Source organism: Nonomuraea maritima (assembly GCF_900100395.1).
Taxonomy (GTDB): Bacteria; Actinomycetota; Actinomycetes; order Streptosporangiales; family Streptosporangiaceae; genus Nonomuraea; species Nonomuraea maritima.
The window spans coordinates 81,675-108,317 of sequence record NZ_FNFB01000021.1; the positions used below are offsets into that span (position 1 = coordinate 81,675).

At 72.5% G+C, this 26,643-nt stretch carries 20 protein-coding genes; 12 read left to right on the forward strand and 8 right to left on the reverse strand.

The window, feature by feature from the left end; all coding sequences use genetic code 11:
* Positions 1 to 67 precede the first annotated feature (67 nt).
* The gene (locus tag BLR04_RS27625) at positions 68 to 2,371 is read right to left on the reverse strand and encodes a peptidase M6 (RefSeq protein WP_143022235.1); all 2,304 of its coding nucleotides are present in this window, start codon (positions 2,369 to 2,371) and stop codon (positions 68 to 70) included.
* A 193-nt stretch (positions 2,372 to 2,564) separates the two neighbouring features.
* On the opposite strand from BLR04_RS27625, the gene BLR04_RS27630 reads away from it, so the two are divergent.
* Entirely contained in the window at positions 2,565 to 3,830 is a 1,266-nt protein-coding gene (locus BLR04_RS27630; protein WP_090770648.1) for a PucR family transcriptional regulator, read from the forward strand.
* Here BLR04_RS27630 and BLR04_RS27635 read toward each other — a convergent pair.
* Entirely contained in the window at positions 3,817 to 5,844 is a 2,028-nt protein-coding gene (locus tag BLR04_RS27635; RefSeq protein WP_090770650.1) for an OmpL47-type beta-barrel domain-containing protein, read from the reverse strand. The genes BLR04_RS27630 and BLR04_RS27635 overlap by 14 nt on opposite strands.
* A gap of 164 nt (positions 5,845 to 6,008) precedes the next feature.
* Here BLR04_RS27635 and BLR04_RS27640 point away from each other — a divergent pair, with 164 nt between their 5' ends.
* Both BLR04_RS27640 and BLR04_RS27645 read left to right on the forward strand, forming a co-directional pair.
* Positions 6,009 to 7,046, forward strand: coding sequence for an LD-carboxypeptidase (locus BLR04_RS27640; RefSeq protein WP_218129203.1), 1,038 nt, complete (start codon positions 6,009 to 6,011; stop codon positions 7,044 to 7,046).
* A 67-nt stretch (positions 7,047 to 7,113) separates the two neighbouring features.
* Entirely contained in the window at positions 7,114 to 8,196 is a 1,083-nt protein-coding gene (locus BLR04_RS27645; RefSeq protein ID WP_176903314.1) for a class I SAM-dependent methyltransferase, read from the forward strand.
* A gap of 1 nt (position 8,197) precedes the next feature.
* On the opposite strand, the gene BLR04_RS27650 is transcribed toward BLR04_RS27645, so the two are convergent.
* Positions 8,198 to 9,364 (reverse strand): FAD-dependent monooxygenase, encoded by a 1,167-nt coding sequence (locus BLR04_RS27650; protein WP_090770654.1) that lies wholly within the window; start codon positions 9,362 to 9,364, stop codon positions 8,198 to 8,200.
* Between the two features lie 179 nt (positions 9,365 to 9,543).
* Here BLR04_RS27650 and BLR04_RS27655 point away from each other — a divergent pair, with 179 nt between their 5' ends.
* Together BLR04_RS27655 and BLR04_RS27660 are read left to right on the forward strand one after the other, a co-directional pair.
* A complete protein-coding gene (locus BLR04_RS27655) occupies positions 9,544 to 10,365 on the forward strand; it encodes a hypothetical protein (protein WP_090770656.1) in 822 nt (273 codons plus the stop codon).
* 43 nt (positions 10,366 to 10,408) lie between these two features.
* Complete coding sequence (locus tag BLR04_RS27660; RefSeq protein ID WP_090770658.1) at positions 10,409 to 11,425, forward strand: P1 family peptidase; 1,017 nt, start codon at positions 10,409 to 10,411, stop codon at positions 11,423 to 11,425.
* Here BLR04_RS27660 and BLR04_RS27665 read toward each other — a convergent pair.
* Complete coding sequence (locus BLR04_RS27665) at positions 11,412 to 11,726, reverse strand: TetR/AcrR family transcriptional regulator (RefSeq protein WP_090770660.1); 315 nt, start codon at positions 11,724 to 11,726, stop codon at positions 11,412 to 11,414. The genes BLR04_RS27660 and BLR04_RS27665 overlap by 14 nt on opposite strands.
* 36 nt (positions 11,727 to 11,762) lie before the next feature.
* Here BLR04_RS27665 and BLR04_RS42465 point away from each other — a divergent pair, with 36 nt between their 5' ends.
* On the forward strand, positions 11,763 to 11,885 hold the full coding sequence (locus BLR04_RS42465) for a hypothetical protein (protein WP_281191693.1): 123 nt from the start codon (positions 11,763 to 11,765) through the stop codon (positions 11,883 to 11,885).
* Between the two features lie 94 nt (positions 11,886 to 11,979).
* A complete protein-coding gene (locus BLR04_RS27670) occupies positions 11,980 to 12,774 on the forward strand; it encodes a maleylpyruvate isomerase family mycothiol-dependent enzyme (protein WP_090770662.1) in 795 nt (264 codons plus the stop codon).
* Between the two features lie 3 nt (positions 12,775 to 12,777).
* Here the strand turns inward: BLR04_RS27670 and BLR04_RS27675 are convergent, their stop codons facing one another.
* Entirely contained in the window at positions 12,778 to 14,190 is a 1,413-nt protein-coding gene (locus BLR04_RS27675; protein ID WP_090770664.1) for an MFS transporter, read from the reverse strand.
* 347 nt (positions 14,191 to 14,537) lie between these two features.
* On the opposite strand from BLR04_RS27675, the gene BLR04_RS27680 reads away from it, so the two are divergent.
* Positions 14,538 to 16,613: a SpoIIE family protein phosphatase gene (locus BLR04_RS27680; RefSeq protein WP_090770666.1), complete on the forward strand. Its 2,076-nt coding sequence runs from the start codon at positions 14,538 to 14,540 to the stop codon at positions 16,611 to 16,613.
* Between the two features lie 11 nt (positions 16,614 to 16,624).
* Here BLR04_RS27680 and BLR04_RS27685 read toward each other — a convergent pair whose 3' ends face one another.
* Positions 16,625 to 18,016 (reverse strand): sensor histidine kinase, encoded by a 1,392-nt coding sequence (locus tag BLR04_RS27685; RefSeq protein WP_245740597.1) that lies wholly within the window; start codon positions 18,014 to 18,016, stop codon positions 16,625 to 16,627.
* 339 nt (positions 18,017 to 18,355) lie between these two features.
* On the opposite strand from BLR04_RS27685, the gene BLR04_RS27690 reads away from it, so the two are divergent.
* The 4 genes from BLR04_RS27690 to BLR04_RS27705 are packed head-to-tail and all read left to right on the forward strand — an operon-like array spanning position 18,356 to position 24,673.
* A complete protein-coding gene (locus tag BLR04_RS27690) occupies positions 18,356 to 20,137 on the forward strand; it encodes an ATP-binding protein (RefSeq protein ID WP_218129204.1) in 1,782 nt (593 codons plus the stop codon).
* Positions 20,138 to 20,166: 29 nt separating this feature from the next.
* A complete protein-coding gene (locus tag BLR04_RS27695; RefSeq protein ID WP_090770669.1) occupies positions 20,167 to 21,306 on the forward strand; it encodes an exonuclease SbcCD subunit D in 1,140 nt (379 codons plus the stop codon).
* Positions 21,306 to 23,732, forward strand: coding sequence for an AAA family ATPase (locus BLR04_RS27700; protein ID WP_090770671.1), 2,427 nt, complete (start codon positions 21,306 to 21,308; stop codon positions 23,730 to 23,732). Before BLR04_RS27695 ends, BLR04_RS27700 begins: the two co-directional genes overlap by 1 nt.
* Positions 23,729 to 24,673, forward strand: a complete 945-nt coding sequence (locus tag BLR04_RS27705; protein WP_090770674.1) for a hypothetical protein — start codon at positions 23,729 to 23,731, stop codon at positions 24,671 to 24,673. Before BLR04_RS27700 ends, BLR04_RS27705 begins: the two co-directional genes overlap by 4 nt.
* Here BLR04_RS27705 and BLR04_RS27710 read toward each other — a convergent pair whose 3' ends face one another.
* On the reverse strand, positions 24,674 to 25,330 hold the full coding sequence (locus BLR04_RS27710) for a response regulator (RefSeq protein WP_090770676.1): 657 nt from the start codon (positions 25,328 to 25,330) through the stop codon (positions 24,674 to 24,676).
* Positions 25,327 to 26,373, reverse strand: a complete 1,047-nt coding sequence (locus BLR04_RS27715) for a HAMP domain-containing sensor histidine kinase (protein ID WP_090770735.1) — start codon at positions 26,371 to 26,373, stop codon at positions 25,327 to 25,329. The genes BLR04_RS27710 and BLR04_RS27715 overlap by 4 nt, the downstream gene beginning before the upstream one ends.
* Between the last annotated feature and the right edge of the window lie 270 nt (positions 26,374 to 26,643).

Genomic DNA, 26,643 nt, shown 5'->3' on the forward strand with positions numbered 1-26,643 from the left:
ACCGGGGACGTGATCGGTTCAACGCCGGCGGCCTCGTGGTCACAGGTGTGACCACGAGGCCGTCAGGTCAGCGGTCGGTGTCCTTGGTCTTGACCTTGCAGGTCGCCGTGGCGGTCTTGGACGGGTCGCTCACGGAGGACGCCTTCAGCGTGACCGTGGCGGAGTGGGAGCTGCCCGGCGTACGGGTCACGAAGACCGGGACGTCGGTCGACGCGCCGAACGTGGCCGTGGCCAGGTTGTTCTGCAGCTGTGCCGTCCAGCCGCCGCCCGAGGCCGAGGCCGACAGGCGGTAGATGTCGTTGCGCAGGTGGGCGCGCTCGTCCTGCGGGTGCAGGGCGGGGTCGGTGGCGGCGTCCCTGCCGGTGTTGGTGAGCCGGAAGGAACAGGTGGTGGCGTACTCGGGGGCCTTGCCGCCCGGCTTGCCCTTGGTCAGCGCCACGCCGCGCCGCTGCGGTCCTGCGCCCTTCGGGTTCTGCACGCCGATCACGTAGTGCAGCAGGCCCTTGGCGTCCTTGTAGGTGTCGAGGACGTAGAAGTGCAGGCCGTTGGCGGCGTCGACGTACTCGTTCTTCGAGCCGGAGTCGGTGCCGGCGTGGAAGAGGGCGTCGTTGAGCTGCCGGTAGTCGCCGATGGTGCGCATCACCTTGGTGCCGTCGGGCTTGGTGTAGTCGAGCTCACCGATGTCCTCGGGGTGCGCGTCCACCACCCAGGTGAAGCAGTTGTAGCCGCAGGTCGAACCCTCCTTGCCGTCCTGTCCCGGCTCGTACGGCTTGTTCTTGGCGATCAGGAGGCCGTTGTCCGGCTGGAAGGAGCCGTACCCGATCCGCTGGACGGTCTCCAGCGTGTAGTTGCTCCACTGGCCCGCGGGGCCGCCGCCGTCGCACAGCGGGTCGGTGTTGACGTCGCAGGCGGGCGAGCGGTCGACCGGGGCGGCGCCGTCGAGCAGCACCTGGACGCCGGCGCGGGTGCCCTTCGGCAGGTCACCGGTGTTCACCGCCCTGGCGATCACGTCCGCGACCGCGAGGCCCGACTGGGCCAGGCCGTCACGGTTGAGGCGCAGCACCGAGGAGTAGGGGACGAATCCCATGCCGATCTTGTTGCGCAGTGTCTGCTCGGCGCCCATCGAGGCGCCCTGCTGCGCCGGCACCTGCCAGCGGTTGTGCGGGCCGCCTGGGCCGTTGAACGAGCCACGGTCCATCATGTCCCACGGTCCCGATCCCGCCCGGTGGTAGGGCTGGATGTACGGGTTGTTGTTGTTGTCGCCGATGCTGAAGAAGAAGTGGCTCAGCTCGTGCGTGATCGTGCCGGAGCTCTCTCCCTGCCGGACCGTCGACTGACCCCACAGCTGCGAGCCGGCCAGCCAGGACGTCCACGGCACGTAACGGCTCTGGACGGCGTTGGGCAGCGCCGGGTTCGGGTTGCCCCAGAGCTCGCGCGGCACGTCCTGCGGCGAGTTGAACTTCATCTCGCCGAACTCCTGCCACACCGAGGTCTCGTCGTAGCCGGCGTAGATCCGCAGGACCACGTCGAAGCCGCAGTTGCGCTCGCAGTCGGCGTCCTCGTGCCAGAGCTTGTCGGCGTCGGTCTCGAGGCGGGTCCCGGCGCAGTTGTTGATGCCGGCCTGGTCGGAGACGGTCACCGTGCCGTCGAGGGTGAGGTGCGTGCCGTCGGGAATGCCGGTGACGACGCGCTGGCCGGACGGCGAGACCCCGGCGATGGTGACGATGTCGCCGACCTTGAAGAACGCGCTCGACTCCACGGCGATGGTGGAGACGGCGTTCTGGTCACCGCTCACCTTGGTCTGGCCGGGGCAGCCCTGCTGCTCGGGCTGGCCGATGTCGTTCAGACCGTACTGCGAGGAGTTCTTGGGCAGCTGGTACGGCCCGAACGTGGTGATCGACGAGATGCCGACCTTGCCGCCGCTCTGCTCCATCCAGTAGCCGTTGATGGTCTGGAAGTTGTTCACCGGGCTGGGCTTGTTGAAGAAGTCCGCGTAGAACCGCGGGACGTCGTCCCGGCTGACGGGGTCGATCTGCGGGTTGCCGAACGGGTCGGACTTCTTCGGCTTGGTGATCACGAACGGCTGGTCGGGGAAGTCGACGGCGACGAGCGCCACGCGCAGCGCGCGGTCGGTCGGGACGGCGCCGTCGGTCGCCCAGTCGACGCCGGGGATCGGCTTGTAGTCGGCCCAGGTCATGTCCTCCTGGTCCTGGACGTGCTGGGGGTCGATCGGCTGCATCTCGGGTGGGCTCCAGGTCGCGGCCTGGGCCTGTGTCATGTTCAGCGACAGCCCGAGCATGAGGGCGCAGAGCGCCGCCATGGTCCTGGCCGGCGAGCGTCGCGATCGCCGGCGGGCGCGGTTCGAAAGCACGAAGAACACCTTCCTCAACGAAGTGCCGACGCGGACCTTACGGGCGGTGCGGTGAGGGCGTCACCGTGCAGATGCCGAAGCGCGACGAGGGCCGTCCCGACAGATGTCGGGACTCCTCGTCAGCGCCGTTTGACAGACGGCCCAAAACGGCAAATATCCCGAAAAAGGTTCCACTTCCGTCGAAAGCGGTGCGATGCTCTCGGAGCTTCAAACGATCATCGACGCCCTCGCCAGCCGCGTCGGCCGTCCCGCGCTCATCGAGGACCATCGCCAGCGGGTGGTGGCCTACAGCGAGCAACTGGAGCCCATGGACGAGGTTCGACGCCTGTCGATTCTGCGCCGCCAGACCACCCCCGAGGTGATCGCGTTCTTCCGTGACGTCGGCATCGTGCAGGCCAAGGGGCCGATCCGCACCCCGGCCTGCGACGAGTTACAGATGCTGCCGCGGATCTGCGTGCCGATCCGCCACGGCGACATGCTGCTCGGGTACGTCTGGGTCATCGACGCCGACGAGTCGATGACCGACGAGGAGATCGCGGCGGTCTCCACCACGACCACCGAGCTGGCGCTCGCCCTGTACCGGGAGAACCTCGCCGGGGAGCTGGCCTCGCAGCGGGAGACCGAGGCGATCCGGCTGCTGCTCTCCGACGAACGGGACGCCCGGCGCCACGGCGCGAGCACGCTGCTCGAAGGCGGCCTGCTGGCGGGCGACGACGTCCCGACGACGGCGATCGTCGCCCGGCTGATCATGCGGCCGAACGTCCGGCTCGACGACCTGGCCCGCATCGCCCTGGAGCAGGCGCTCATCGCCGTCCGCCGGCGGAGCGGGCCCCGCGAGGCCGTGCACCTGGTGCGCTACGACCACGGGGTGCTGCTGGTGCACGACCGGCAGGACGCCGGCCCGTCCCGCGTCCTCGCCGGGCACCTGAACGAGGCCCTGCAGGCCACCATCCGCGGGCTGCCCTCGGTGGCCGGCGCGGTCGTCGGCGTGGGACGGCCGCGCGAGGAGCTGGCCGAGCTGCGCCTGTCCTACGACGAGGCGATGCTGGCCGCCCAGGTCGCGATGCGGCTTCCCGCGGTCGGACCGGTGGCCGACTGGTCGCAGCTCGGGATCTACCGCCTGCTGTCGCAACTGTCCGGCGAGATGCTCAGCAACGCCGCCGTCCATCCCGGCCTGGAGCGGCTGATCGGCGACCCGGCGCACCGGCCGCTGCTGGAGACCCTGGAGACGTACCTCGACCTGGCCGGCAACGCGCACGCGACCGCCGTACGGATGAACCTGCATCGCGCCTCGGTCTACTACCGGCTGCAGCGCGTCGAGCAGCTGGCCGGCACCGACCTGCGCAACGGCAACGAGCGGCTGTCCCTGCACATGGCGTTGAAACTGGCCCGGCTGGCAGGGCCGCCGGAACCGCAGCGGCCCTGCAGGAACCCCGCTCAGGCCGTCACCGGTTCCTGAAGGTCAGGGTCCGGGCCTCCTCCACGTTCCCGTTGGCGTCGACGGAACGGAAGGAGAGCTCATGCGTGCCCTTGCGCAGCACCCGGAACGGCTTGTCGTACGCCTGCCACTTCCCGCCGTCGAGCCGGTACTCGGTCGCGGTCACGCCCGAGCCCCAGCCGTCGCCGGCCGTGAGCGTGACCGTCGGGTTCTTGTACGCCTCGCCCTTGCGCGGCGGACGCCGGCTCAGCGCCGCCTCCGTCACGGGCGCGTCCACCTCGATGGCCCGCAGCGCCGCGTTCAGGTCGGGCAGCGGCCCGATGTGCTCGGCGGCGGTCGCCGTGCCCTGCGGCGTGCCCGTCCGCTTGAGCAGGTCGGCGATCCGCGCGGCGCTCCACGGCTCCTGGCCGGTCGCCTTCAGGTACGACTGGACGGCCACCACCGCGCCGGTGACGATCGGGCCCGCGCCCGAGGTGCCGCCGAACGTCCTCGTGTAGCGGACGTCGAGGTTCGCCGGGTCGGTGCCGCCCTGCAGGTTGCCGTTGCCGCCGGAGGTCACGATGTCGTGCCCCCAGCCCTGCAGGTCGAACCTGCTGCCGTGGTTGGAGAAGTTCAGCCGCTCGTGATCGGTGCTGCTGCCGGCGCCGACCATGATCGCGCCGGAGTCCTGCACGCTCCGGTCGAACCACGTGATGCCGTTCTGGACGTACAGCTCGGAGTCGACGTTCTGGTTGCCGTTGCCGCCGGTCTCCACGACGGTGACGCCGAGGCTGTCGAGCAGTTTGATCGCGTCGAAGACGGACGGGATCCACTCCAGGGGCGCGTAGTTGCTGCCGCCGAGCGGGCCCGAGGTCTGCTGCTCCAGCAGCACCGCGTCGCCGGGCGCGAGCACCCCGAGCCCGGCCAGGTACGCGAGCGCGGCGCCTGGGCTCCACCGGGTGCCGCCCCCCTCCAGCGCCTGGGTGGGCGAGATGCCGTACATCGTCGCCTCCGGCACGCTGCCGGTCACGCCGTAGCCGTTGTCCTTGGCGACCAGCTCGCCGAAGACCGCGGTGCCGTGCTCGTCCGCGAACCCCGTGTAGCGCGGGAACGCCGTACCGCCGAGATCGCTGGACGCGTCGAGCTGGAGGTCCTCGTGCGAGACGGTCCAGTCGTACTCGAGGTCGACGATCTTGATGCCGGCGCCCCTGGCGCGCGGGTCCTGGTGGGAGAAGTCGGCGTCGATGCCCTCGGGCGCGGGCCGCAGGTATCCCTGGGAGCCGGTGAAGTCGGGGGTCGACGACGGTGGCGGGACGAGGTCGGGGGCCGGGTAGGCGAAGGCCACCTCGGGCAGGGCCCGCAGGTCGGCGACGACCTGCCGCACGTCCGCGTCGGCGGGCAGCACGACGGTGTACCAGGAGGCCATGTCGGGCGCCGCGCCGGAGCGCGCCTTCGCCCTGGCGCCGAGCTCGTCCAGCTTGGCCACCGCCGAGCCGGGCAGCAGCGGCGTGACCGAGCGGACGCCGTGCCGGTCGAGGACGGCCTGGACGGGGTCGAGGTCGGCGCCCGCGGCGCTGCGCAGCGCCTGACCCGTGCCGCGGACCCGGAGCGGCTCCTTGAACTTGACCTCCAGCGCGACCTCGGGGGTGACCGAGGCGGACGCCTCGAAGGCGCGGCCGTCGCGCAGCGACCCGGTCACGGTGACCGTCGTCGTGCCAGGGGTGAGCCAGCCCCGCGTCTTGTCGAAGTGGAGGACGAGGTCGGCGCGCCGGTCGTGGTCGGTGTCGGCGGTGGTGGCGAGGTACCCGTCGCCGTCCCTGGCGACCGGCGTGCCGCCGGCCAGCCGGACGGTGGCCGGGTCGACCGCGGCGGCGTCCAGGCCGTCCCCGCTCAGCAGCGTGACCGGAACGAATCCCGGGCCGGCGACGTTGACGTGGGCGGGCAGCACAGCGCCGATCGGGAGCGGGGCCGGGGTGGCGGCCTGCGCGGGGAGCGCTCCGATCGCGCTGACGACTAAGGATCCGAGGGTTGCCAGGACTGCCTGACGCTTGGCCATGAACCATCCGTTCGTGCGCGAGGGGACTGTCGATCAAGGGGTCGGCAGCATTGAATCCCGGACGGGCGCGACGTGCACTGGGCCATCTGACGGAAGATCCGGCCGCGCTGACCGACCGTTGTCGAAGGGCACTACCGACCAGGCGACGGGTTACGGTGATCGGCATGCCGGCATACCCCGACAAGCCGCAGCCGGGCGACAAGGTCGCCGTCCTGTCCCCCGGCGCCGCCGCCCCCGCGATCTTCCCTGAGCCGTACGAGCTGGGTCTGACCCGTCTGCGGGAGGAGTTCGGCCTCGAACCGGTCGAGTACCCGACCACCCGCGCGCTCGGGTCGTCGCCCGCCGCGCGGGCCGCCGACGTCAACGCCGCGTTCGCCGATCCGGAGATCAAGGCGGTGCTCACCTCGATCGGCGGCGACGACCAGATCAAGGTGCTGCGCCACCTCGACCCCGACGTGCTCCGGGCCGGCGCGAAGCCGTTCTTCGGCATCAGCGACAACACGAACCTGTGCAACTACCTGTGGAACCTCGGCGTCGTGTCGTACTACGGCGGCACCGTCATGACGCTGTTCGGCCGGGGCGGCCGGATGAACCCGCAGGCGGCCGCGGCCGTGCGGGCCGCCCTGTTCACCCATGACGAGCACGAGCTGCGCCCCGCCGCGACGTACGGCGACGTCGACCAGGACTGGAACGACCCGCCGCTGCCGGCCCGCGAGCCCGAGACGTTCCCCGGCGAGGGCTGGGAGTGGCACGGCCCGAGCCGTACGGTGACCGGCCCCTCTTGGGGCGGCTGCCTGGAGATCGTCGACTTCAACCTGCGCGTCGGCACGCACGTCAGGGAGCCCGCCGCCTACGACGGCTGCGTGCTGTTCCTGGAGACCTCCGAGATGCTGCCGGACGCCGACTACGTGTACTACCTGCTGATGTGCATGGGTGAGCGCGGGCTGCTCGGCCGGTTCGCCGCCGCGATCATGGGGCGGCCCAAGGCGTGGTCGCTCGCCGCCCGCCTGGGGCCGGAGGAGAAGGCCGCGTACGTCGCCGCGCAGCGCGAGGCCGTGCTGCGGGCCTTCGCCGAGTACAACCCGGACATCCCGCTCGTCATGAACGTCGACGTCGGGCACACCGACCCGCAGCTGGTCGTTCCTTACGGGGGCGCGGTCACCGTCGACGCCGCCGCCCGCCGCGTCTCCGTGCGTTACTGACGCCCGCGCCGAACACCGCCTGACCTGCGAGTTAGCCTGAACGTGACCCGGCAGAAGGGGAATGCGCATGTCTCAGGTCAGGAAAGAGGTGGACCCCGATCGGCTGCGCGCGCTGACCGACCGGATGGTCGCCGACGCCGGCGGTTCGATGGCGCTGCACCTCGGGCTCATCGGCGACCGGCTCGGGCTGTTCGCCGCGCTCGCCGACGGCGGCCCGCTCACCCCGGGGGAACTCGCCGACCGCACCGGCACGGCAGAACGGTACGTCCGCGACTGGTGCCTGACGATGGCCGCCTCCGGCTACATCACGTACGCGGGCGGCGGCGACAAGCGCACCGCCCGCTACGAGCTCTCCCCCGAGCAGGCCGAGGCGTTCACGCACGCCGACGGCTCCGGGTACGTCGCGGGCATGTTCCAGAGCCTCACCGCGGCCACCCGCATGACCGACCGGCTGGCCCAGGCGTTCCGCACCGGCGCCGGCATCCCGTGGGGCGAGCAGCACGCCGACATGTTCGAGGGCACCGAGCGGTTCTTCCGCGCCGCCTACATGGCGAACCTGACCGGTTCGTGGATCCCGTCACTGACCGGGATGGCGGAGCGGCTCGGGAGCGGCTCGCGCGTCGCCGACGTCGGCTGCGGGTTCGGCACGTCGACGATCATCATGGCGCGGGCGTACCCGAACTCGGCGTTCGTCGGGATCGACGCGCACGCGCCGTCGATCGAGGCGGCCAGGGAGCGGGCGGAGGCGGCCGGGGTGGCAGGCCGCGTGGAGTTCCGTACGGCGGCGGCCGAGGACCTCGACGGTGACTTCGACCTCGTCACGTTCTTCGACTGCCTGCACGACATGCCCGACCCGCTCACGGCGTTGCGGGCCGCCCGCGCGGCGTTGCGGCCCGCCGGGCGGGTCATGGCGGTCGAGCCGATCAGCTGGGACTCGGTCGAGGAGACCGCCAACCCCGTAGGACGTCTGCTGGTGGGGGTGTCGATGTTCGTCTGCCTGCCGAGCGGGCTGTCCGCGCCGCCCGCGACCGGGCTCGGCTCGCAGCCGGGGCCGAGGCGCCTCCTGGAGCTGGCCGGAAAGGCGGGGTTCGGCGAGGCCCGGGTCGCGACCGGCACGGACGTCCACCTGGTCTACGAGTTCGGCCCGTAGTTCAGTCGTGCCGTCGCCTGCGCCCTGGCAGCTCCGCCAGGGTCTCGAGCGCCCTGTCGATCCGGCAGAACAGCCACGGCGGCATGCGCTGCGGCAGCGCGGCGTGCCGCCGCCCGAGCAGCACGATGAGCTGCTCGGGCGGCAGGTCGATGTAGCGGGGCAGGTGCTCGAACCAGCGGGCGCTGTTGCGGGCCGCTGCCTGGCTGGCGCACGTCGGCGGTTTGCGCATCCGCTGGTAGCGGCTCAGGGCGCGCGGCAGGCGGGCGTCCTGGCACAGCGCTTCTGCCAGGCCGGCGGCGTCCGCGAGCGCGAGCGCGGTGCCCGCGCCGACGGAGTAGTGGGTGGTGTGCGCGGCGTCGCCCAGCAGGACGACGTTGCCGCGGTGCCACACGCGGTTGGTCAGCGTACGGAACCTCGCCCAGCGGACGCCGGTGTTCTCCTGGCCGATCAGCGGGTGCCCGTCGAGGACGTCGGCGAACAGCTTCTCCAGCAGGGCCATGCCGTCGGCCTCTGCCACCTCGTGCAGCCCGAGCCCCCGCCAGGTCTCGGGGGCGCACTCGACCACGCAGGTGCTGTGGGTCGTGCTGTACGGGTAGCCGTAGCACCAGATCCAGCCGTGCTCCGTGGGCACGAAGGCGAAGACGAACGACTCGAACACCTGGGTCGTCCCGAGCCAGGTGTAGAGGTTGCGCCCGGCCTTGCTGACGGTGCCGAAGTCGGCGGCGTGGCGTTCGCGCAGCACGCTGTTGATCCCGTCGCCGGCGACGACGAGGTCGGCCCCCGCCGTCTCGGCCGGGTCGGTGATCTCGCGTTCGAACGCGACCCGCACCCCCAGGGCGCGGGCCCGCTCGGTGAGGATGCGGAGCAGCTCGTGCCGGCCGATCCCGTAGCCGCCCTCCGCGCCCTCCACCGTCACCCTGGCCCGGCCCTGCAGGTGGGTGTCCCACTGGGACCAGTGGACGGAGCTGCGCCTGACGGCCTCGGCGGAGACGGGATCGCTGACGTAGAGGGCGCCGAGCAGGTCGGCCCAGTAGGTCACGCCCCAGCCGTAGGTGGACCCGGCCGGGTTGCGTTCGTACACGGTGATGTCGTGGGACGGGTCGACGACCTTCATGAGGATCGAGAAGTACAGGCTCGCAGGTCCGCCGCCGACACAGGTGATCTTCACTCGAGGCCCCCAAATTACTCAAAGTGATGATTCATCACCAAGAGTAGCAGGGAGGAATCACCGCGTAACGCCGCGAACACGGGCGCAACCGGAAATGCCGGGTTTCATGGTTCGGCTTGACTGTGGATCTTTCATCCACAAGATTGTTCGGGTCTTTCCTGACCATCCAAGGAATCCCCATGAAGCGAACCCTCGCCGGTGTCGCCGTGGTCGCGGGCCTGGTGCAGCTCCCTGCCGCCCCCGCGCTGGCGGCACCGAAGATCGACCCCGTCAAGGCGCTCAAGGCCGAGCTCGTACGGGGCAAGGCCGTCGACATCGTCGCCGCCGTGAAGGTCGACTTCGGCGGCGGCGTCTCCTACACCTCCGCCATGGACGGCACGATCGGGTACGGGCCCGGCGGCGAGATCGCCTCCGACATCTCCCACACCATGACCTACAGCAAGGCCGCGCTCACCTCCCTGCGCAAGCAGGGCATCGACGGCGACCTGCGGCAGGCACCCGTCAGGATGATCTCCGCGGCCGGCGACGACTACGTCTCCGGCCCTCTGGTCGACCCGGCGCTGCCGCAGGACGCCACCTGGGTGCGGTACGCCGGCACCGACCTGCCGACCAGCAACCTGCTGCTGGAGGTGCGCGAGCCTGACACGCTCAAGGCCCTGCTGAAGCACCGCTCCTCCTACCGCGACGGCGTGCTGAAGGGCAGCATCAAGACCGACGCGCTGGCCAAGGCGTCGCGGTCGTTCGCCTCGCGCTTCGGCAAGCCGAAGAAGGTCACGAAGGTCTCCTACACCCTCTGGCTGAGCGGCACCGGGCTGGTCGAGCGGGTCTCGGCCAAGGCCGCCCTGCCGTCGGGCGACGGCTCCGTCCGCGTCGAGTCCGACACCCGCTACTCGACGTGGGGCCGCGAGGCGACGGTCCTGCTGCCCCTGCGGGGCGACGTGATCGACCGGAGCGAGCTCGCCGACAGGCTGCCGGCCAAGGTGCCCGGCATCTGGGGCTGACGCCGCGCGGCGATAGGGTCGAGCCCGTGCGAGGGGAAGGTCCATGAGCGGCACGCCGGGGCGCGCGCGGGCGCGCTCGCTCGGCGTCGTCGTCGGCGCGTTGCCGCCGGGGCCGCTGAACGCCATCACCGACGTCGATGGCGTGCTGGTCGGCCACACCACCATCGACGACGGCGCCGACCTGCACACCGGGGTCACCGCCGTCGTCCCCCGGCAGCTGGTCACCGGTCGGTGGGAGCTGCCTGCGGCCGTCCACACCGCCAACGGGTACGGAAAGCTCGTCGGCTCCACCCAGGTCGACGAGCTCGGCGTCATCGAGTCGCCGGTCGTCCTGACGGCCACCCTGTCGGCGTTCCTGGCGGCCGACGCGGTGCTGACGTACCTGATGCGGCGGCGCCCGGACGCGCTGTCGTTCAACCCGCTCGTGGGCGAGACCAACGACGGCTTCCTGTCCGACATCCGGCGCCGTCCGATCACCGAACGGCACGTCCTCGACGCCCTCGAAGGGGCGAGCGGCGGCCTGCCCGCCGAGGGCTGCGTCGGGGCGGGCACCGGCACGACGGCCCTGGGGTTCAAGGCCGGGATCGGCACCGCCTCCCGGCGGCAGGTGGTCGGCGGCCTCCCGGTGACGGTGGGGGCGCTCGTCCAGGCGAACTTCGGCGGCGTGCTGACCGTCCTGGGGACGCCGATGCCGGTGGAGGACCTGCTGCCCGGGGTCGTGCGCGCGGAGCCGCCCGGCAACTCCTGCATGATCGTGGTGGCGACGGACGCGCCGCTCGACTCCCGCCGGCTGGGGCGCCTGGCCCGCCGGGCGGTCTTCGCCATGGGACGCGTCGGGGCGTCGTACTCCCACGGCAGCGGCGACTACGCGATCGCCTTCAGCACGGCCCCGCCCGAGCGGCCGCTCCTGCCCGACGCCGTGCTCGACCCGCTGTTCGCCGCGGTCATGGACGTGGTGGAGGAGGCGCTGCTCGACTCCGTGTTCACCGCGACGACCACCACCGGCGTGCACGGCCGTACGAGCCACGCGTTCCCGTACGACCGGATCACTCGAACATGATGCTCCGCAGGACGCGGGCCAGCCGCGTGGTCACCTCCTCGGCCGACATCGACGCGAGCGGGCCCGTCCTGACGATGTAGCGGTTGAACGCGACCCCGACGAGCTGTGCGGCCATCAGGTCGACGCGCACGTCCACGTCGTCGCCGTCCAGCAGCTCGCGGTAGGCGCGCAGGCTGCGCCGCTGCATCTCGGCGTAGAGGGCGGTCGCGGCCCGCTCGTCGGAGGCGGCGATGCTGCTGTTGCCCGCGCTGCGCGACCACATGACGGCCGCGGACCGGGACGCGTGCTCCCAGCACGTCATCCTGACCTCTCCGATGGACGCCCACCTGCTGATCGGGTGGGCGACCCGCGCGAGGTCGAGCTGGTGCCCGCCGGCCTGCCCGGGCCCGCCCGCGAGGCGGCGCCTTTCCTGCGCGAGCAGGCGGCGGCCGACCTGCGGGTGCTGCGGGTGCTGGCCTGACCCGCAATCAACTGGAACCGGCGGCGGGCGGCGAGTAGCCTGCCGTCGGCGCGTCGAATGGTTCGGCGGCTCGCTCACTGGACAGGAGACGACGATGACCGATCGCGCAGAGCAGACGATCCGCGAACTCCGCGCCGAGTTCGACGCGCTGGCATCGAAGGTGAAGGGCTACGGCCCCGACGAGCTGACCCGCCCGTCGGGGGCCGCCGAGTGGGACGTGTCGCAGGTGCTCAGCCACCTGGGCAGCGGCGCCGAGATCATGCTGGCCACCCTCGACGGCACGCTGGACGGCACCGGAACCCCTGACGGGGACGCCATGCGCGCGATCTGGGCCCGCTGGGACTCCATGTCACCCGCCGAGCGGGCGGAGGGGTTCGTCACCGCCAACGAGGCCCTGCTGCAGCGCCTGGAGGGGCTCGACACGCAGACGCGCGAGGACCTGCGCGTCGAGCTGGGGTTCCTGCCCGAGCCGGCGAGCGTGGCCACGCTGACCGGCATGCGGCTCAGCGAGTTCGCCCACCACAGCTGGGACGTCGAGGTCGCTTTCGACCCCTCCGCCCAGCTCCCTGAGGGGGCCGCCGAGCTGCTGCTCGACCAGGCGGGCGGCATGCTGGGGTTCCTCGGCAAGCCCGAGGAGCTGGGCGGGCGGCGGGTGAGCGTCGCCGTGCGGACGACGTCACCCGACCGGTCGTTCGGGCTGGACGTCGGCGAGGCGGTGTCGATCACCGACGTCCCGGCCGAGCCGGACGCCGTGCTCACCGCGCCCGCCGAGTGGTTCCTGCGCCTGGTCTACGGCCGCCACTCCCCCGAGCACACGCCGTCCTCGGTCGACCTGTCCGGTGACGGCGTCATCCTGGACGACCTGCGCCGGGTCTTCCCTGGGTTCTGACGGTCACAGGTCGCGCGCCTGCTCCAGGACGCGAGCCGCCTCCCGCTCGTAGTAGCCGCGGGAGGCCAGCACCACCAGGCCGCCGACGATCATCGGCACGATCAGCGCGTACATGGCGATGATCAGCGAGCCGGTGGCGTCGGAGGTGATGCCGACGATGAGCGGCCCGAACGCGCCGCCGATGGTGAGCAGGAACTGCAGGACGGCGAAGCCGACGCCGCGCGACCTGGCCCCGACCACGTCGGCGATGGAGGCCGTGCACGTGGGGATCGCGGTCGACGAGATCGTGACGGCCAGCAGGACGAGCACCACCATGGGCACCGGCGAGTTCATGAGCAGGGCGCAGCCGAGCAGCGCCGAGCCCACGGTGATGCCGGTGCCGCCCACGAGCAGCCTGCCGCCCTTGACCCGGCCGTGCAGCTTGCGCGCGATGCGGGCGCCGGCCACGGTGCCCGCCACCACGCCGACGATGGTCGTCGTGCCGGTGATGGTGCTGGCGACGCCGGTGCCCATGCCGAAGGTGCGTACGAGGAGTGACGGCAGCCAGTAGTAGATGCCGCCGAGGCCGAGCGTCAGGATCATCACGCCGAGGGAGACGAGGATCAGCGTGCGGATGGTGAAGACCTCGCGGACCTGCGGCCAGAAGGGCGGCTTCACGGCGGCGGGCGGCGGGGCCGGGTCGGTGTCGCCCGGGCCGGGCTGCGGCGGCACCAGTTGCTCCGGCGCCTGCGCCGGTTCCGACGCCGCGTTCTCGGACGAGGCCCGCGCCATGATGCGGTCGATCACACCGCGCTCGGGCTCACGCAGCCGCCACACCAGCAGGGCGGTCAGCGCGCCCGGGATCGCCATCAGCAGGAAGGCGGCCCGCCAGCCGAACGCCTGGCCGATCACGCCGCCGAGCAGGGTGCCGACGCCGCCGAGGTAGGTGGTCATGCGGGTCCAGCCGTACACCTGCATCCGGGTCGCGGCGGGATAGTAGTCGGCGAGCAGGCTGCCCACGGCGGGGTTGTCGATGTTCTCCGCGGCGGCGAGGAGCACCCGCATCAGGTAGAAGATCGCGAATCCGGCCGCCAGGCCTGAGCCGAGGGTGGCGAGGGCCCAGCAGAGCACCACGATCGCGATGATCCGGGTGCGGCTGTAACGGTCGGCGAGGTAACCGGCGGGGAGGGCGACGGCCGCGGCGGCCAGCGCGGCGGCGGTCGGGATCGAGCCGGCCGCGGTGTCGCTGAACCCCCACTCCCCCTGCACCAGGGGCAGCACGCCGGCCATCAGGTTGGCCTCGATGCGGTCGACCATGCCGACGACGAACAAGACGATGAAGGGCCCCCAGCCGAACGGGTTCGGATCGGCGGGATTGATCCCCTCGGGAGGTGGCGATCCGAGTCGGCGGCGTTCGCGGCTGACGGCCTTGACCATGACTTCTCCTCCGCTGTGGTGCTCCCCGGAAGTGGTACGTGACGGCAGAAGGCTTCTAGAACGGTGTTCTAAAACACAGTTAGGCCGAGTGTCGTACATCACACTGCGATGCACCAGAGGGCAATTGTGACGGTGTGATAACGCGCACATGTCACATTTGATCTTGACCGGACGCCGCACCATCCCCTACAGGCAAGGTGCGCCCCAAGGAGGAGGGCTGTTCACGGCGAGCCCTTGGGCCGGAAATTTCCGAATCCTCACCACGGTGGCCAGGTTTTCGCTAGATAACCCCCAACAACCACCCAAGTCCCAAGCGATGGGATACCCATCAGACATACCGTCTTTTAATGGGGCAAAACGCGACATGCCACCCAGCCTCCGAGCCAGGCCGGCACCGCCGGAAGAAAGGCGCGGCCGACGAGGCTTCCGGCGCCCCACCCCCGGACGGCCTCGCCCCCGCTCCCGTCGGGATCGCGATCACCAGCGGCCGCGACCACCGCGTCGTCTACGCCACCGTCGTCTTCCAGCACGCGGCCGGCACCCCGAACCTGCCCCTCCGCCGGCTGCTCGGCCGGCTCCGCCGCGACCACGCCGACCTGCTCGACCAGGTGCTGGACAGCGGCCGGCCGCTCCGCATGCCGAACCTCGCCCTGCGTCCCGAGCGGCGCGGGGCGGCCTCGGATCGCCGGCGGGTGTCGCTGCAGTTGTCGAGGCTGCAGCTCGCCTCCGGCGGCGAGGGACTGCTGGTGGTCGCCGTCGAGACGGTGTCGGCGGCCGGCGCCCCCGCCCCTTCCGGCGACTACGCCCAGGACCGGCGCAGGCTCCTGCGCCACTACCACAGCCTCATGCAGGACGAGGCGCGCGTCGTGTGGGTGATGTCGCCCCTCGGCCACGTGGTCGAATCCTGCGGCACCTGGGAGGAGCTGACCGGTCAGCGGCGCGGGGAGTACCTCGGGGACGGCTGGCTGCGCGCCGTCCACCCCGACGACCGTACGGGGCTGCGCGGGTCGTGGCGGAGGTCAGGGACGCCGAGCCGCTGGGAGCACGTCTTCCGGCTGCGGACCGCGGGCGGCGACTACCGGCACGTCCGGGCGCGCGCGATCCCCGTGAGCGAACGGGCGACGGCGACCGAGTGGATCGGCACGTGCGCCGACATCGAGGAGGAGTGGCAGGCCGGACGGCGCAGGAAGCTCCTCGACCGGGCCGCCGCGGCCACCGCGGACATCGCCGGCCTCGACGAGGTGCTGCGCCTGCTCACCATGGTGATCGTCCCGACCGTCCTCGACGGCTGCGGCGTCTACCTGGTGCCCGAGATCACCGGCGCGCCCACCGAGCCGTTCTCCGCCCAGCGGCTCGTCAGCATCGTCCGTCAGGACCTCAGGCCCGAGCCGCAGCCGGGGTGCGTGCGCTTCCCGCCGGACTGCGGCTTCGTCAGGGCCGTCACGACCCGCCGTACGGTCCACGAGGTCTTCCCGCCGGGGCAGCCGCCGCCCGGTCTGGCGCCGCCCGGCGCGGAGGACTGGTTCAGGATGGTCGGCGCGAACAGCGCCGCCCTCATCCCCGTGATCGTGGACGGCGCGGTGGCGGCGGTGCTCGACGCCGTGGTCTGCGGCCCCAAGGACCCGATCAGCGAGGCGGACGTCGAACTGCTGGTGCGGATGCTCGACCACGCGCACACCCATCTGAGCAACGCCATGCGGTTCCAGCGCACCCAGCGGGTGGCGCTCGCCCTGCAGGAGTGCCTGCTCCCCGACCCACCTGACGTGCCGGGCCTGGAGATCACCGCCCGCTACCGGGCGAGCGCGGCGGCGGTGGAGATCGGCGGCGACTGGTACGACTCGTTCGTCCTGCCCGACGGGACCACCGTGCTGACCATCGGCGACGTCGCGGGGCACGACCTGGCCGCGGCGGTCACCATGAGCCAGCTCCGCAACATGCTGCGGGGGCTCGCGATGGACCGCCGCGAGCCTCCCGGGGACATCCTGCGCCGCCTCAACATCGCCACCGAGTCCCTGTACGCCGACGGCACCGCGACCTGCGTCCTCGCCCGGCTGGCGCCTGGCCCCGGCGGCGGGTGGCAGCTGGACTACTCGGTGGCGGGCCATCCGCCGCCGTTGCTGGTCACGCCGGACGGCACGGCCCGTTACCTGCGGGGCGCGCTCAACCCGCTGCTCGGGGTCGGCTACGACAGGAGGCGGACGAGCGCGGTCTCCCAGTTGCCGCCCCGAGGCACGCTGCTGCTCTACACCGACGGCCTGGTCGAGCTGCCCGGCGAGAACATCGCACGGGGCCTCGACCGGCTGCGCCGGCACGCCGGGGCCCTGTCCCGCGTGCCCGTCGGCGACCTGTGCGACGACCTGCTCGCCCGGATGCCCATCGCCAACCAGGACGACGTCGCCATGATCGCCGTACGTCTCCCCTGAGGGCAGGCGGCTCAGGCGCCGTCCGGGGAGGCGACGCGCGCGACGTGGCCGCCGTCCCGCGTCCGCTTCCTGGGGGCGAGCTCACCCGCCGACGGGGCCGCGCCCGCCGCGACTGCTCCGGACCGCTCCACGATCGGCAGGCGCAGCACGAACCGGGCGCCCCTCCTGGAGTCCTCCACGCCGAGGGTGCCGTGGTGGGCGCGGGCGATGTCGCGGGAGATGGCCAGGCCCAGCCCGCTGCCGCCGGGGTCGCGGCGGCGGGAGTCGTCGAGGCGTACGAACCGTTCGAAGATGCGCTCGCGGTGGGCAGGCTCGACCCCCGGGCCGTCGTCGCTCACCGCGACGACCGCCCGGTCACCCTCCCGCTCGACGGTGATCTCGACCGTCGACTCCGCGTGCCGCTGCGCGTTCACCAGCAGGTTGTCCAGGACGCGGATGAGCTGCATGCGCGAGCCGCGGATCACCAGGCCGGGGGCCGCGCTGACGACCAGCGGCAGCCGGTGGGGCTGCACCGCGACCTCGGACGCGACCAGCTCGCCGAGGTCGATCAGCTCGGCCGGCGCGTCGCTGACGCGCAGGCGGGCCAGCATCAGCAGGTCGTTGATGATCGCTTCCAGCCGGTCGGTCGCCGTGAGGGCGGCGCGCATCGTCTCCTGGGGATCGACCTCCTCCGGGTAGGTCAGCGCCTCCTCCAGATGGGTGCGCAGGCCCGCGAGGGGGGTGCGCAGCTCGTGGGAGGTCGTGGAGGCGAACTCCCGCTGCTGCCGCACCGCGCTCTCCAGGCGGGCGAGGGTCTCGTTGGCGGTGACGGTGAGCTGGGTGATCTCGTCGCGGCCGGGAGGGACGGGAAGCCGCAGGCTCAGGTCGCTCACGGTGATCTCGGAGATCCGGGCGCGGATGGCCTCGACCGGCCGCAGCGTCCGCCCGACCAGCGCCCAGGTGATCCACGCGGCCAGGCCCACCAATGCGGCGATCGACCCGGCGATGAGGTACTCCAGGCGGTTCGTGGTCAGGATGCCCGGCTCCGGCAGGCCGGCGTACACGACGCCCGCGTCCGGGTCGGGGGACAGTCGGATGGCCATGAGCAGGATGCACGGCTCCCCGGGCGGACACTCCATGCGCCGCTGGAACCGGTCGTCGGCCGGAGGCCGAAGCTTGCTCAGCGGTACGGAGTCGGACGCCTGTTTGCTGGAGTCGACGACCCGCATGTGGGAGTCCACGATCTGGACCAGCTCGACCGGTGGATAGGCGGGCATGCGGTGCGGGACGATGCCGTTGCGGGCGGCCGCGCTCCACTGGCTGGCCACCCGCTCAGCCTGGTCGAACGCGTCGGCCTGGACGTTGCTCCTGATGGTGAGGTCCAGCGTCACACCGAGCAGCGTCAGGATGATCAGCGAGAACACGGCCGCGACCACCGTGTACCGCGCTCGGATGGAGCGCGGCCGTGGCAGAGGTGACAACCCGGCTTCCCCTTCCGTTCGGCATCCTCGACACAAACCGGCCATAAGGCACATCGTGGACGTAAAGCCGCAATAAGCGCTTACATCCCCAAACCACTAGACTGCCATGACGATTCCTTGCCAAAGGAACGGTAAAAGTAAAGCTTCACCACAGTGCCGCCTCAGGCCCCACCGAACGCCCATCCCGTCAACGCGGGCGACGCGTGACCGGATGAGGCCCAGTCGCACCCCCCGGCCCCACTACCCTCCCTTAGGACGGCATTTGCGAGGGCGGAGGGATGCGTGACGGTCAACGGGGTGGCGGGGCATCAGACAGCGGGGCACGAGGGTGCCCCCCGGACGGAGGCCGGGCAGGCGGTCGGCCGGGTGCTCGGCACCCAGGCGGCCTCACCGCTGTCGTTCTGGATCGGCCTGGAGCCGGGCAAGGTCGTCCAGCTCGACGACGTCGTGGTCACCAGACGCGAGGTCCCCGGATACGGCCCCGTGCTGGTGGCCGGCGTGGTGACGACCGTGGAGGCGCGCCACGAGGGCGCCGCGTACGACTCCGACGTCTTCCTCATCGCCGACGGCGCGCTGCCCGCCGCGGTGGTCGAGGTGGCCGAGGTACGGGTCACCCGGGTCGAGCCCGAGGTGTTCGTGCCGCCGCTGCCCGGCTCGAAGGTCTTCCTCGCCGGCCAGGGCGACCGCGACCAGGCGCTCTACTTCGACGTGATGGACCGCCGCATCCCCCTCGGCACGGGGCGCGACGGCCAGCCGCTCTACGTCAACTTCGACTTCCTCGACGGCACCCGCGGCGCCCATGTGTCGATCTCCGGCGTCTCCGGCGTCGCCACCAAGACCTCCTTCGCGACCTTCCTGCTCTACTCGATCTTCAACTCGGGGGTGCTGGCGGGCGAGGCGGCCAACACCAAGGCGCTGATCTTCTCGGTCAAGGGCGAGGACCTGCTCTTCCTCGACCACGACAACCTCCGGCTGGACCAGCGGGCGACGGACACCTACGCCCGGCTGGGGCTGCCCGCCCGGGCCTTCGGCAGCGTCCACGTGTTCGCGCCGCCCCGCCCCGGCGACCCCAACGGCGTCCCCCACGTCTCCGCCCGCACGCAGGGGGTGAGCTCCTTCTACTGGACGCTCACCGAGTTCTGCGACGAGGAGCTGCTGCGGTTCGTCTTCGCCGACGCCGACGACGAGCGGGCGGGCTACTCGCTGCTGGTCGGCCAGGTCGCCGCCCGGCTGAAGGCTTGGGCCGAGCCGGTGGGCGACGGCGGGGCCGTCATGGTCCGCGGCACGACCTGCCGCACGTTCTCCGACCTCGTCGAGCTGCTCTCCGACCAGCTGCAGGACGAGGACGCCCGCCGCGACTGGACCGGCGCGCAGACCCCGCTCGGCACCGTCAACGCCTTCCTGCGCCGGCTGCGCAGCGCCGTGCGCCCGCTCTCGCCGATCGTCCGCGGCGACCTGCCGTTCTACCGCAACCACTCGGTACGCACCTCCGACGCGCAGGTGTCCATCGTCGACCTGCACAACCTGCCGGAACGGGCGCAGCGGTTCGTGGTCGGCGTGGTGCTGCGCGGCGAGTTCCACCGCAAGGAGACCTCGGGCACCGCCCGGCCGCTGCTGTTCGTGGTGCTGGACGAGCTCAACAAGTACGCCCCTCGCGAAGGCGACTCCCCGATCAAGGAGATCCTGCTGGACGTCGCCGAACGCGGCCGCTCGCTCGGCGTCATCCTCATCGGCGCCCAGCAGACCGCCTCGGAGGTGGAGCGGCGCATCGTCTCCAACAGCGCCGTCCGCGTCGCGGGCCGCCTCGACCCGGCCGAGGCCGCCCGGTCGGAGTACGGCTGGCTGCCCCCGGCCGTCCGTGAACGCGCCACGATCGCCAAGCCCGGCACCATGTTCGTCGCCCAGCCCGAGATCCCGGTGCCGCTGGCCGTCGCGTTCCCCTTCCCTGCCTGGGCGACCCGCCCCTCGGAGGCGGCGCCCCAGCCGCAGGCCCGTACCACGGCCGCGGGCGGCGATCCGTTCGCCGGCCTGCCCGGCGTCGAAGAAGACATCCCGCCCTTCTGAATCCAGCCCTTCTGAATCCAGGTGGTCTCGTGAAGATCCTGCACACCGCGGACTGGCACGTGGGCAAGGTGCTCAAGGGCCGTCCCCGCATCGACGAGCACCGCGAGGTGCTGCGCGAACTCGTCGGCGCGGCCCGTACGCACGACGTCGACGCCGTCATCGTGGCCGGCGACCTGTTCGACACCTCCGCCCCCACGCCCGAGGCCCAGTCGCTCGTGCTCAACGCCCTCATGGCCCTCGCCGCCGACGGCCGCGACGTCGTGGTGCTGGCAGGCAACCACGACAACCCGCAGCTGCTGGAGGTCTACCGGCCAGTGCTGGGCAAGCTGGGGCTGCACGTGCTCGGCACGTTCCGGCGTCCCGACGCGGGCGGCACGCTCGCCTTCACGGCCCGCTCCGGCGAGCCCGTGCGGCTCGCGGTGCTGCCGTTCCTGTCGCACCGGTACGTCGTACGCGCCGCCGAGGTCCTCACCGGCACGGCCGCCGACCACAACCGCGACTACGCCGCCCGCATCGGCGAGCTGGTCCGAGCGCTCACCGCCGGCTTCCACGCCGACACCGTCAACGTCGTCACCACGCACGGCACCCTGCCAGGCGGCGCGTTCGGCGGCGGCGAGCGGGAGGCGCAGTCGATCTTCTCCTACTACTTCGAGCCGACCGCGTTCCCGCCCGCCACCCAGTACGCCGCCCTCGGCCACCTGCACCGCCGCCAGCAGATCCCGGGCCCGTGCCCGATCTGGTACAGCGGCTCGCCGCTCGCGGTCGACTTCGGCGAGGAGGGCAACACGCCGGGCGCGCTGCTCGTCGAGGTCACCCCCGGGCGCCCGGCCGTGGTCAGTGAGCTGACCTTCACCTCGGCCCGCCGGCTGCGCACCGTGCGCGGCACGCTGGAGGAGCTGGAGGCCGTCGAGCCGGGCGACGACTGGCTCAAGGTGATCGTGGAGGAGAAACCCCGGGTCGGGCTCGCCGACGACGTGCGCGGCCTGCTGTCCGGCACCGTGGACGTCGTCCTCGACGAGCGGTTCCGTCCGGTGCCGGCCACCCGGCGGTCCGGGTCGGCCGACCGCAGCCCGCGCGAGCTGTTCCGCGAGTACCTGAACGCCACCGGCCGCTACGACGAGCAGGTGGCCGGCCTCTTCGACCGGCTCTACGACGAGGTGACCGGCTGATGCGTCCCGTCCTGCTGCACCTCGACCACTTCGGCAGCTTCCGCGACCCGGTGACGATCGACTTCTCCGACACCGAGTACTTCGCGCTCGTCGGCCCCACCGGCGCCGGCAAGAGCACGATCATCGACGCGATCTGCTTCGCCCTGTACGGCACCGTTCCGCGCTGGGGCAGGGAGAACGCCGTCGCCCACGCCCTGGCTCCGTCGGTCGCGGCGGGCAAGGTGGCGATGGTCTTCGACAGCGGCGGCCGCCGCTACGGCGTGGCCCGTTCGATGGTGCGCGACGCCAAGGGCGCCGTCCGCACCAAGGAAGCCCGGCTCGACGAGCTCGACCCGGCCGCGCCGCTCGACACGGCGTTCGAGTCGGTGCTCCGGCCGCTGGCCGAGGGCGAGAACGTCACGCCTGAGGCGCAGGGGGTGACCGGGCTGGAGTACCGGTTCTTCACCCAGTGCGTGGTGCTGCCGCAGGGCCGCTTCGCCGAGTTCCTGCACGCCGCGCCGCGCGAGCGGCAGGACCTGCTGGTGCAGCTGCTCGACGCCGACGTCTACGAGGGCATCAGGCAGCGCGCCGCCCGCGAGGAGGAGGCCGCCAAGCAGGCCGCGTCCTTCGCCCGCGACCAGGTCGCCAAGCTGTCGGGCGCCACCGAGGAGGCCGAGCGGGAGCTGTCCGACCGGCTCGCCGCGCTGAGCCGGCTCGCCGGGCAGATCGGCTCCGACCTCGACCTGCTGCGCTCCCGCGAGGACGACATCCGCCGCGCCGACCAGGAGCGGGCCGCCGTGGCCGAGCGCCGGTCGGTCCTGGCCTCGCTGCGCATGCCCGACGCCGTACCCACGCTGGCCGCGGCCCGCCGGAGCGCCGCCGAGGCGGTCGAGCGGCTGACCGCCGAGGTCGAGACGCTGGAGGCCGACGACCACGAGGCGTACGAGGCGCTGGCGGCGCTGGGCGACCGGGGCGCGCCACGAGCGGCGCTGGCCGCGCTCGACGCCCGCGAGCGGCTCGCCGCCGAGGCCGCCCGAGCCCGCGCGGAGTCAGGCTCCGCGGCCGCGTCGCTCGGCGACCTCGCCGCCGCCCGGGAGACTGCCGAGCGGGCGCTCGCTGACGTGGAGGCCCGCCGCGAGCGTCTGCGCGACGCCCATGCCGCCGCTCACCTGGTCGCCCGGCTGGCCGTCGGCGACCCGTGCCCGGTCTGCGCCCACCCCGTCTCCGAGCTGCCCCGCCACGAGGCGCCCGCCGACATGCGCACCGCCGACCGCGCGCTCGCGAGCGCCCGCGAGCAGGCCGAACGGGCGCGTGCTGCGCACGCCCGCGCCGAGTCGTCGGCGTCCGTGCTGGCCGCCCAGGCCGACCGGCTGGAGTCGGAGCTGGCCGCGCTGCCCGCGCCCGCCGACCGGAGCGCCGTGGAAGGCGTGCTCGCCGCGATCGCCAAGGCCGAGGAGGTCGCGGCCGAGGCCCGTCAGGCGCTGCGGGCCGGCCGGTCCCGGCTCGACCAGGCGCGGGCCGCCGCCACGCGGGCCGAACGCCAGGCCGAGACCGCCTGGCGGGAGCTGGAGGCGTCCCGCGACCGGCTGCTCGTCTCCGGCCATCAGGACGACCCGCCGCCGCCGCTCGACCGCGACGACCTGCACCGGGCCTGGACCGGTCTGCTCGCCTGGCGCGACCGCGCCGCGCAGGCCGCCGCCGCCGCGCTGGCCGAGCGCGAGGAGCAGCTGGCCGGCGCCCGCGAGCTGCTCGCCGCCGACCGCCGCAGGCTCACCGAGCGGCTCGCCGAGCACGGCGTCGTCGCGCCCCGCGACGCCTCGCCCGACCAGCTCGGCGCGGCCGTCGCCGGCGCCGTCGCCCACGCCGAGTCCGCGCTCGAACGCCTGCGCGAGGAGCGCAGACGCGCCGCCGAGCTCGAGCTGCAGGTCGCCGCCAAGGAGCACGAGGCCAAGGTCGCCCACGAGCTGGCCCTGCGCCTGCGGGCCAACGCCTTCGAGCGCTGGCTGTGCGCCGAGGCCCTCGCCGTACTCGTCGCCGCGGCCTCCGACACGCTGCGCGAGCTGTCCGACGGCCAGTACGAGCTGGCCCTCGCCGACCGGACCGGCGACATCGAGGTCATCGACTACGGCGAGGGCGGGCTGCGGCGCAGCGCGCGCACGCTGTCCGGCGGCGAGACGTTCCAGGCCGCGCTCTCCCTGGCGCTGGCGCTGTCCGGCGCGGTCGCCCGCGGCCTCGACTCGATCTTCCTGGATGAGGGCTTCGGCACGCTCGACCCGGCCACGCTCGACACCGTCGCCACCACCCTCGAACGCCTCGCCGCCGGCCAGGACCGCATGATCGGCGTCGTCACGCACGTGCCGGCGCTGGCCGAACGGGTGCCGGTGCGCTTCGAGGTCAGCCGCGACGGCAAGGGCTCCCACGTACGGAAGGCGGGCCTCACCTCATGACGGGCTTCACCGTCGACCCGTGGGACCCCGGCTACGCCGCCGCCCTCGCCGTCGAGAACCTCTCCGAGATGGGCTCCACCAGCGCCGAGCTGATCCTCGACGTCGAACGGCCGGTCGCCGACTGGAAACCGGTCACGCCAGGGGCCGGTTTCACCGCTCCCGACACGCTGCTGGTCGCCGACGGCGTGCGCCGGATCGACGCCCGCGTCTGGGTGCACGACCCCGACGCGCCCATGCCCGTGCCGGGCATCGCCGCCTCGTACGCGGCCGGGATCGTCCGGTGCGGGCCCGGCGGCGCCGACCTGGCCGCGATCCAGGTCAACCGGACGCTGATCTCGGCCTCGCCGCACACGCCCGAGGTCAGGACCACGCACGCCACGTACCAACCGGGCAGGGCCGCCGACGCGAGCTTCGAGGAGCTGTCGCTGGCGCTGCAGCGACAGGTCACCCAGCTGGAGGTCGACCTGGCGGTGCGGCACCGGTCGCATGGCGACGACCTGCTGCTGGTGGACGGGCCGCTGCGGGGGCGTACGCACCTGCCGCGCACGGTCGGCTACATCAAGACGCACCACACGGCGTACCTGCCGCCGGCGCAGTCGGCGGTCGTCGGCGCGCTCACCGCGGGGCAGCGCACACCCGTGTTCCTCATGGGCACGAGCTGGCGGCGGCACGCCTGGTACGTGCGCCTGCCCGTCCAGTCGCGGGCGCCCTGGGCGGGTGTGGCCAGGTGCGAGGCGAGCGCCGACCTCGACCCCGCCCAGGTGGTGAACCTGGCCGACGAGGTCGCCCTGGCCCTGCCGCCGCTCGCCGGCGTCGACTACAAGGACCCGCGCGCGCCGCAGAACCTCGTCCCGATCGGCGGGCTGGAGAAACTGCTGCGCCACCACCTGGGCGACGGCCGGCTGCTGTACCGGGCACTGCGCACGGCGGCGGGCGGCTAGTCAGGGTTCGATCAGGCCGGCCCTGATGGCGTGCCGGGTGAGCTCCAGCCGGTCGCGCAGGCCCAGCTTGGCCAGGATGTTGGCGCGGTGCCGGTCGACGGTCTTGACGCTGATCACCAGCAGGTCGGCGATCTGCTTGCTGGAGTGGCCCTCGGCGATGAGCTTGACGATCTCCTCCTCACGCGGCGTGAGCAGCGTGTCGGGGAGCGGCTCGCCCTGGCGGTGGCGCTGCAGGTAGTCGCGGATGAGCGCGGTGATCGCCCCCGGGTAGAGGAACGGCTCGCCGCGCATCGCGGCCCGGCACGCCTCCAGCAGGTCGCGGTCGGCCACCGACTTGAGCACGTACCCGCTGGCGCCCGCCTTGAGGGACTCGAAGAAGTACTGCTCGTTGTCGTACATGGAGAGCATGAGCAGCCGGATCTCGGGCGCCCGGCGGGAGATCTCGCGGGCGGCCTGGATGCCGGTCAGGCGCGGCATGGCGATGTCGAGGATGGCCAGGTCGACCTCCGTGCCGGGACGGGTGGCCAGCTCGATGGCCTCGGCCCCGTCACCGGCCTCGGCGACCACGGTCAGGTCGGGCTCGGCGTCGAGGATCATCCGCAGGCCGTGGCGCACCAGCGCGTGGTCGTCGGCGAGCAGGATCCGGGTGGCGGTCAAGGGGTTCCTTTCGCGTGGGTGCGATCCGCGGCCGGCGTGCCCGGGGGAAGGGGCACGGTGAGGCGCACCTCGGTGCCGGTGCCAGGACCGGCTTCGACGCCCAGGTCGGCGCCGATCAGCATGGCGCGTTCGCGCATGCCGCGGATTCCGGTGCCCTCCTCGATCGGGCCGCCGCGCCCGTTGTCGACGATGCGCAGCAGGGCGCTGCCGCCCTGAACCGTCAGGCACAGCTCGGCGCGGGTGGCGCGGGCGTGGCGGGCGATGTTGGTCAGGCTCTCCTGGGCGATCCGGTAGATCACCAGCTCCGCCTCGCCGCCGAGGTCGGGCAGGCGCGGGTCGAGCCGCCGGGTCACCGGCACGCCGCTGGCGTCGGTGAACTCGCCGGCCAGCGCGTTCATGGCGGCGAGCAGGCCGAGGTCCTCCAGCACGCCGGGGCGCAGGCGGCGGGCGATGCGGCGTACCTCGTCGAGGCTGGAGCGCACCGTCTCCTGGGCGGTGCTGAGCTCCTCCCGCAGTTCGGCGGGGGCGCGGTCGAGGGTGCGCTTGAGCCCGAGCAGCACCACGGTGAGGCTCTGGCCGATCTCGTCGTGCAGCTCGCGCGCGATGCGCTGCCGTTCGGCCTCCTGCACGGCCAGGGCGTGGGCCGCGCTGGCGCTGCGCTCGGCCTCCAGCCGGTCGAGCATGGAGTTGAACGTCGCGATGAGGGCGCCCAGGTCGCCCTGGTTGCCGCCGGCGGCACGCGCCCTGGGACGCAGCAGGTCGACGCGCTCCATCAGGGCGGTCAGCCCGCTCAGCGGCCCGAGGCTGCGGCGCAGCAGGTAGGCGTTGGCCGCCAGCATCAACGCGAGGCTGCCGGCCAGGATGGGCAGCTCGGTGAGCAGCACCGGTGAGGACACCGTCGCGGGCGACAGCGCCAGCACGGTCAGGCCCGTGGTGAACACCAACCCGTTGATCAGCGCGATCCGCCGGAACAGCGCAGAGGCCATCGGGCGGCCGCGCGCGTCCTGGACGGGCACGGTCTGCCGGGTCGCTGCAGCGTTCATGTCTCCCAGCCTGCCCATGACCGGCCGTCGGTGTCCATCGGAGCCGTCCCCCATCCCCTGCCTCGCATGTCTACATAGCGGCAACCGCCCGATATGGGTGCCGGCACCGATGGCGGTCGGGTCACTCCCGTCGCGAGACTGTCTCCCGGGGATCCCCACCAGACCGGTCGACGGAGGACAAGCGTGATCGCCGCATCTGTGTGCCATTCTGCCGGGGAAGGCACGGGCGCGGCGCCCTCGTCCTCGCCACCGGTCCCTCCTGGCCGGGTG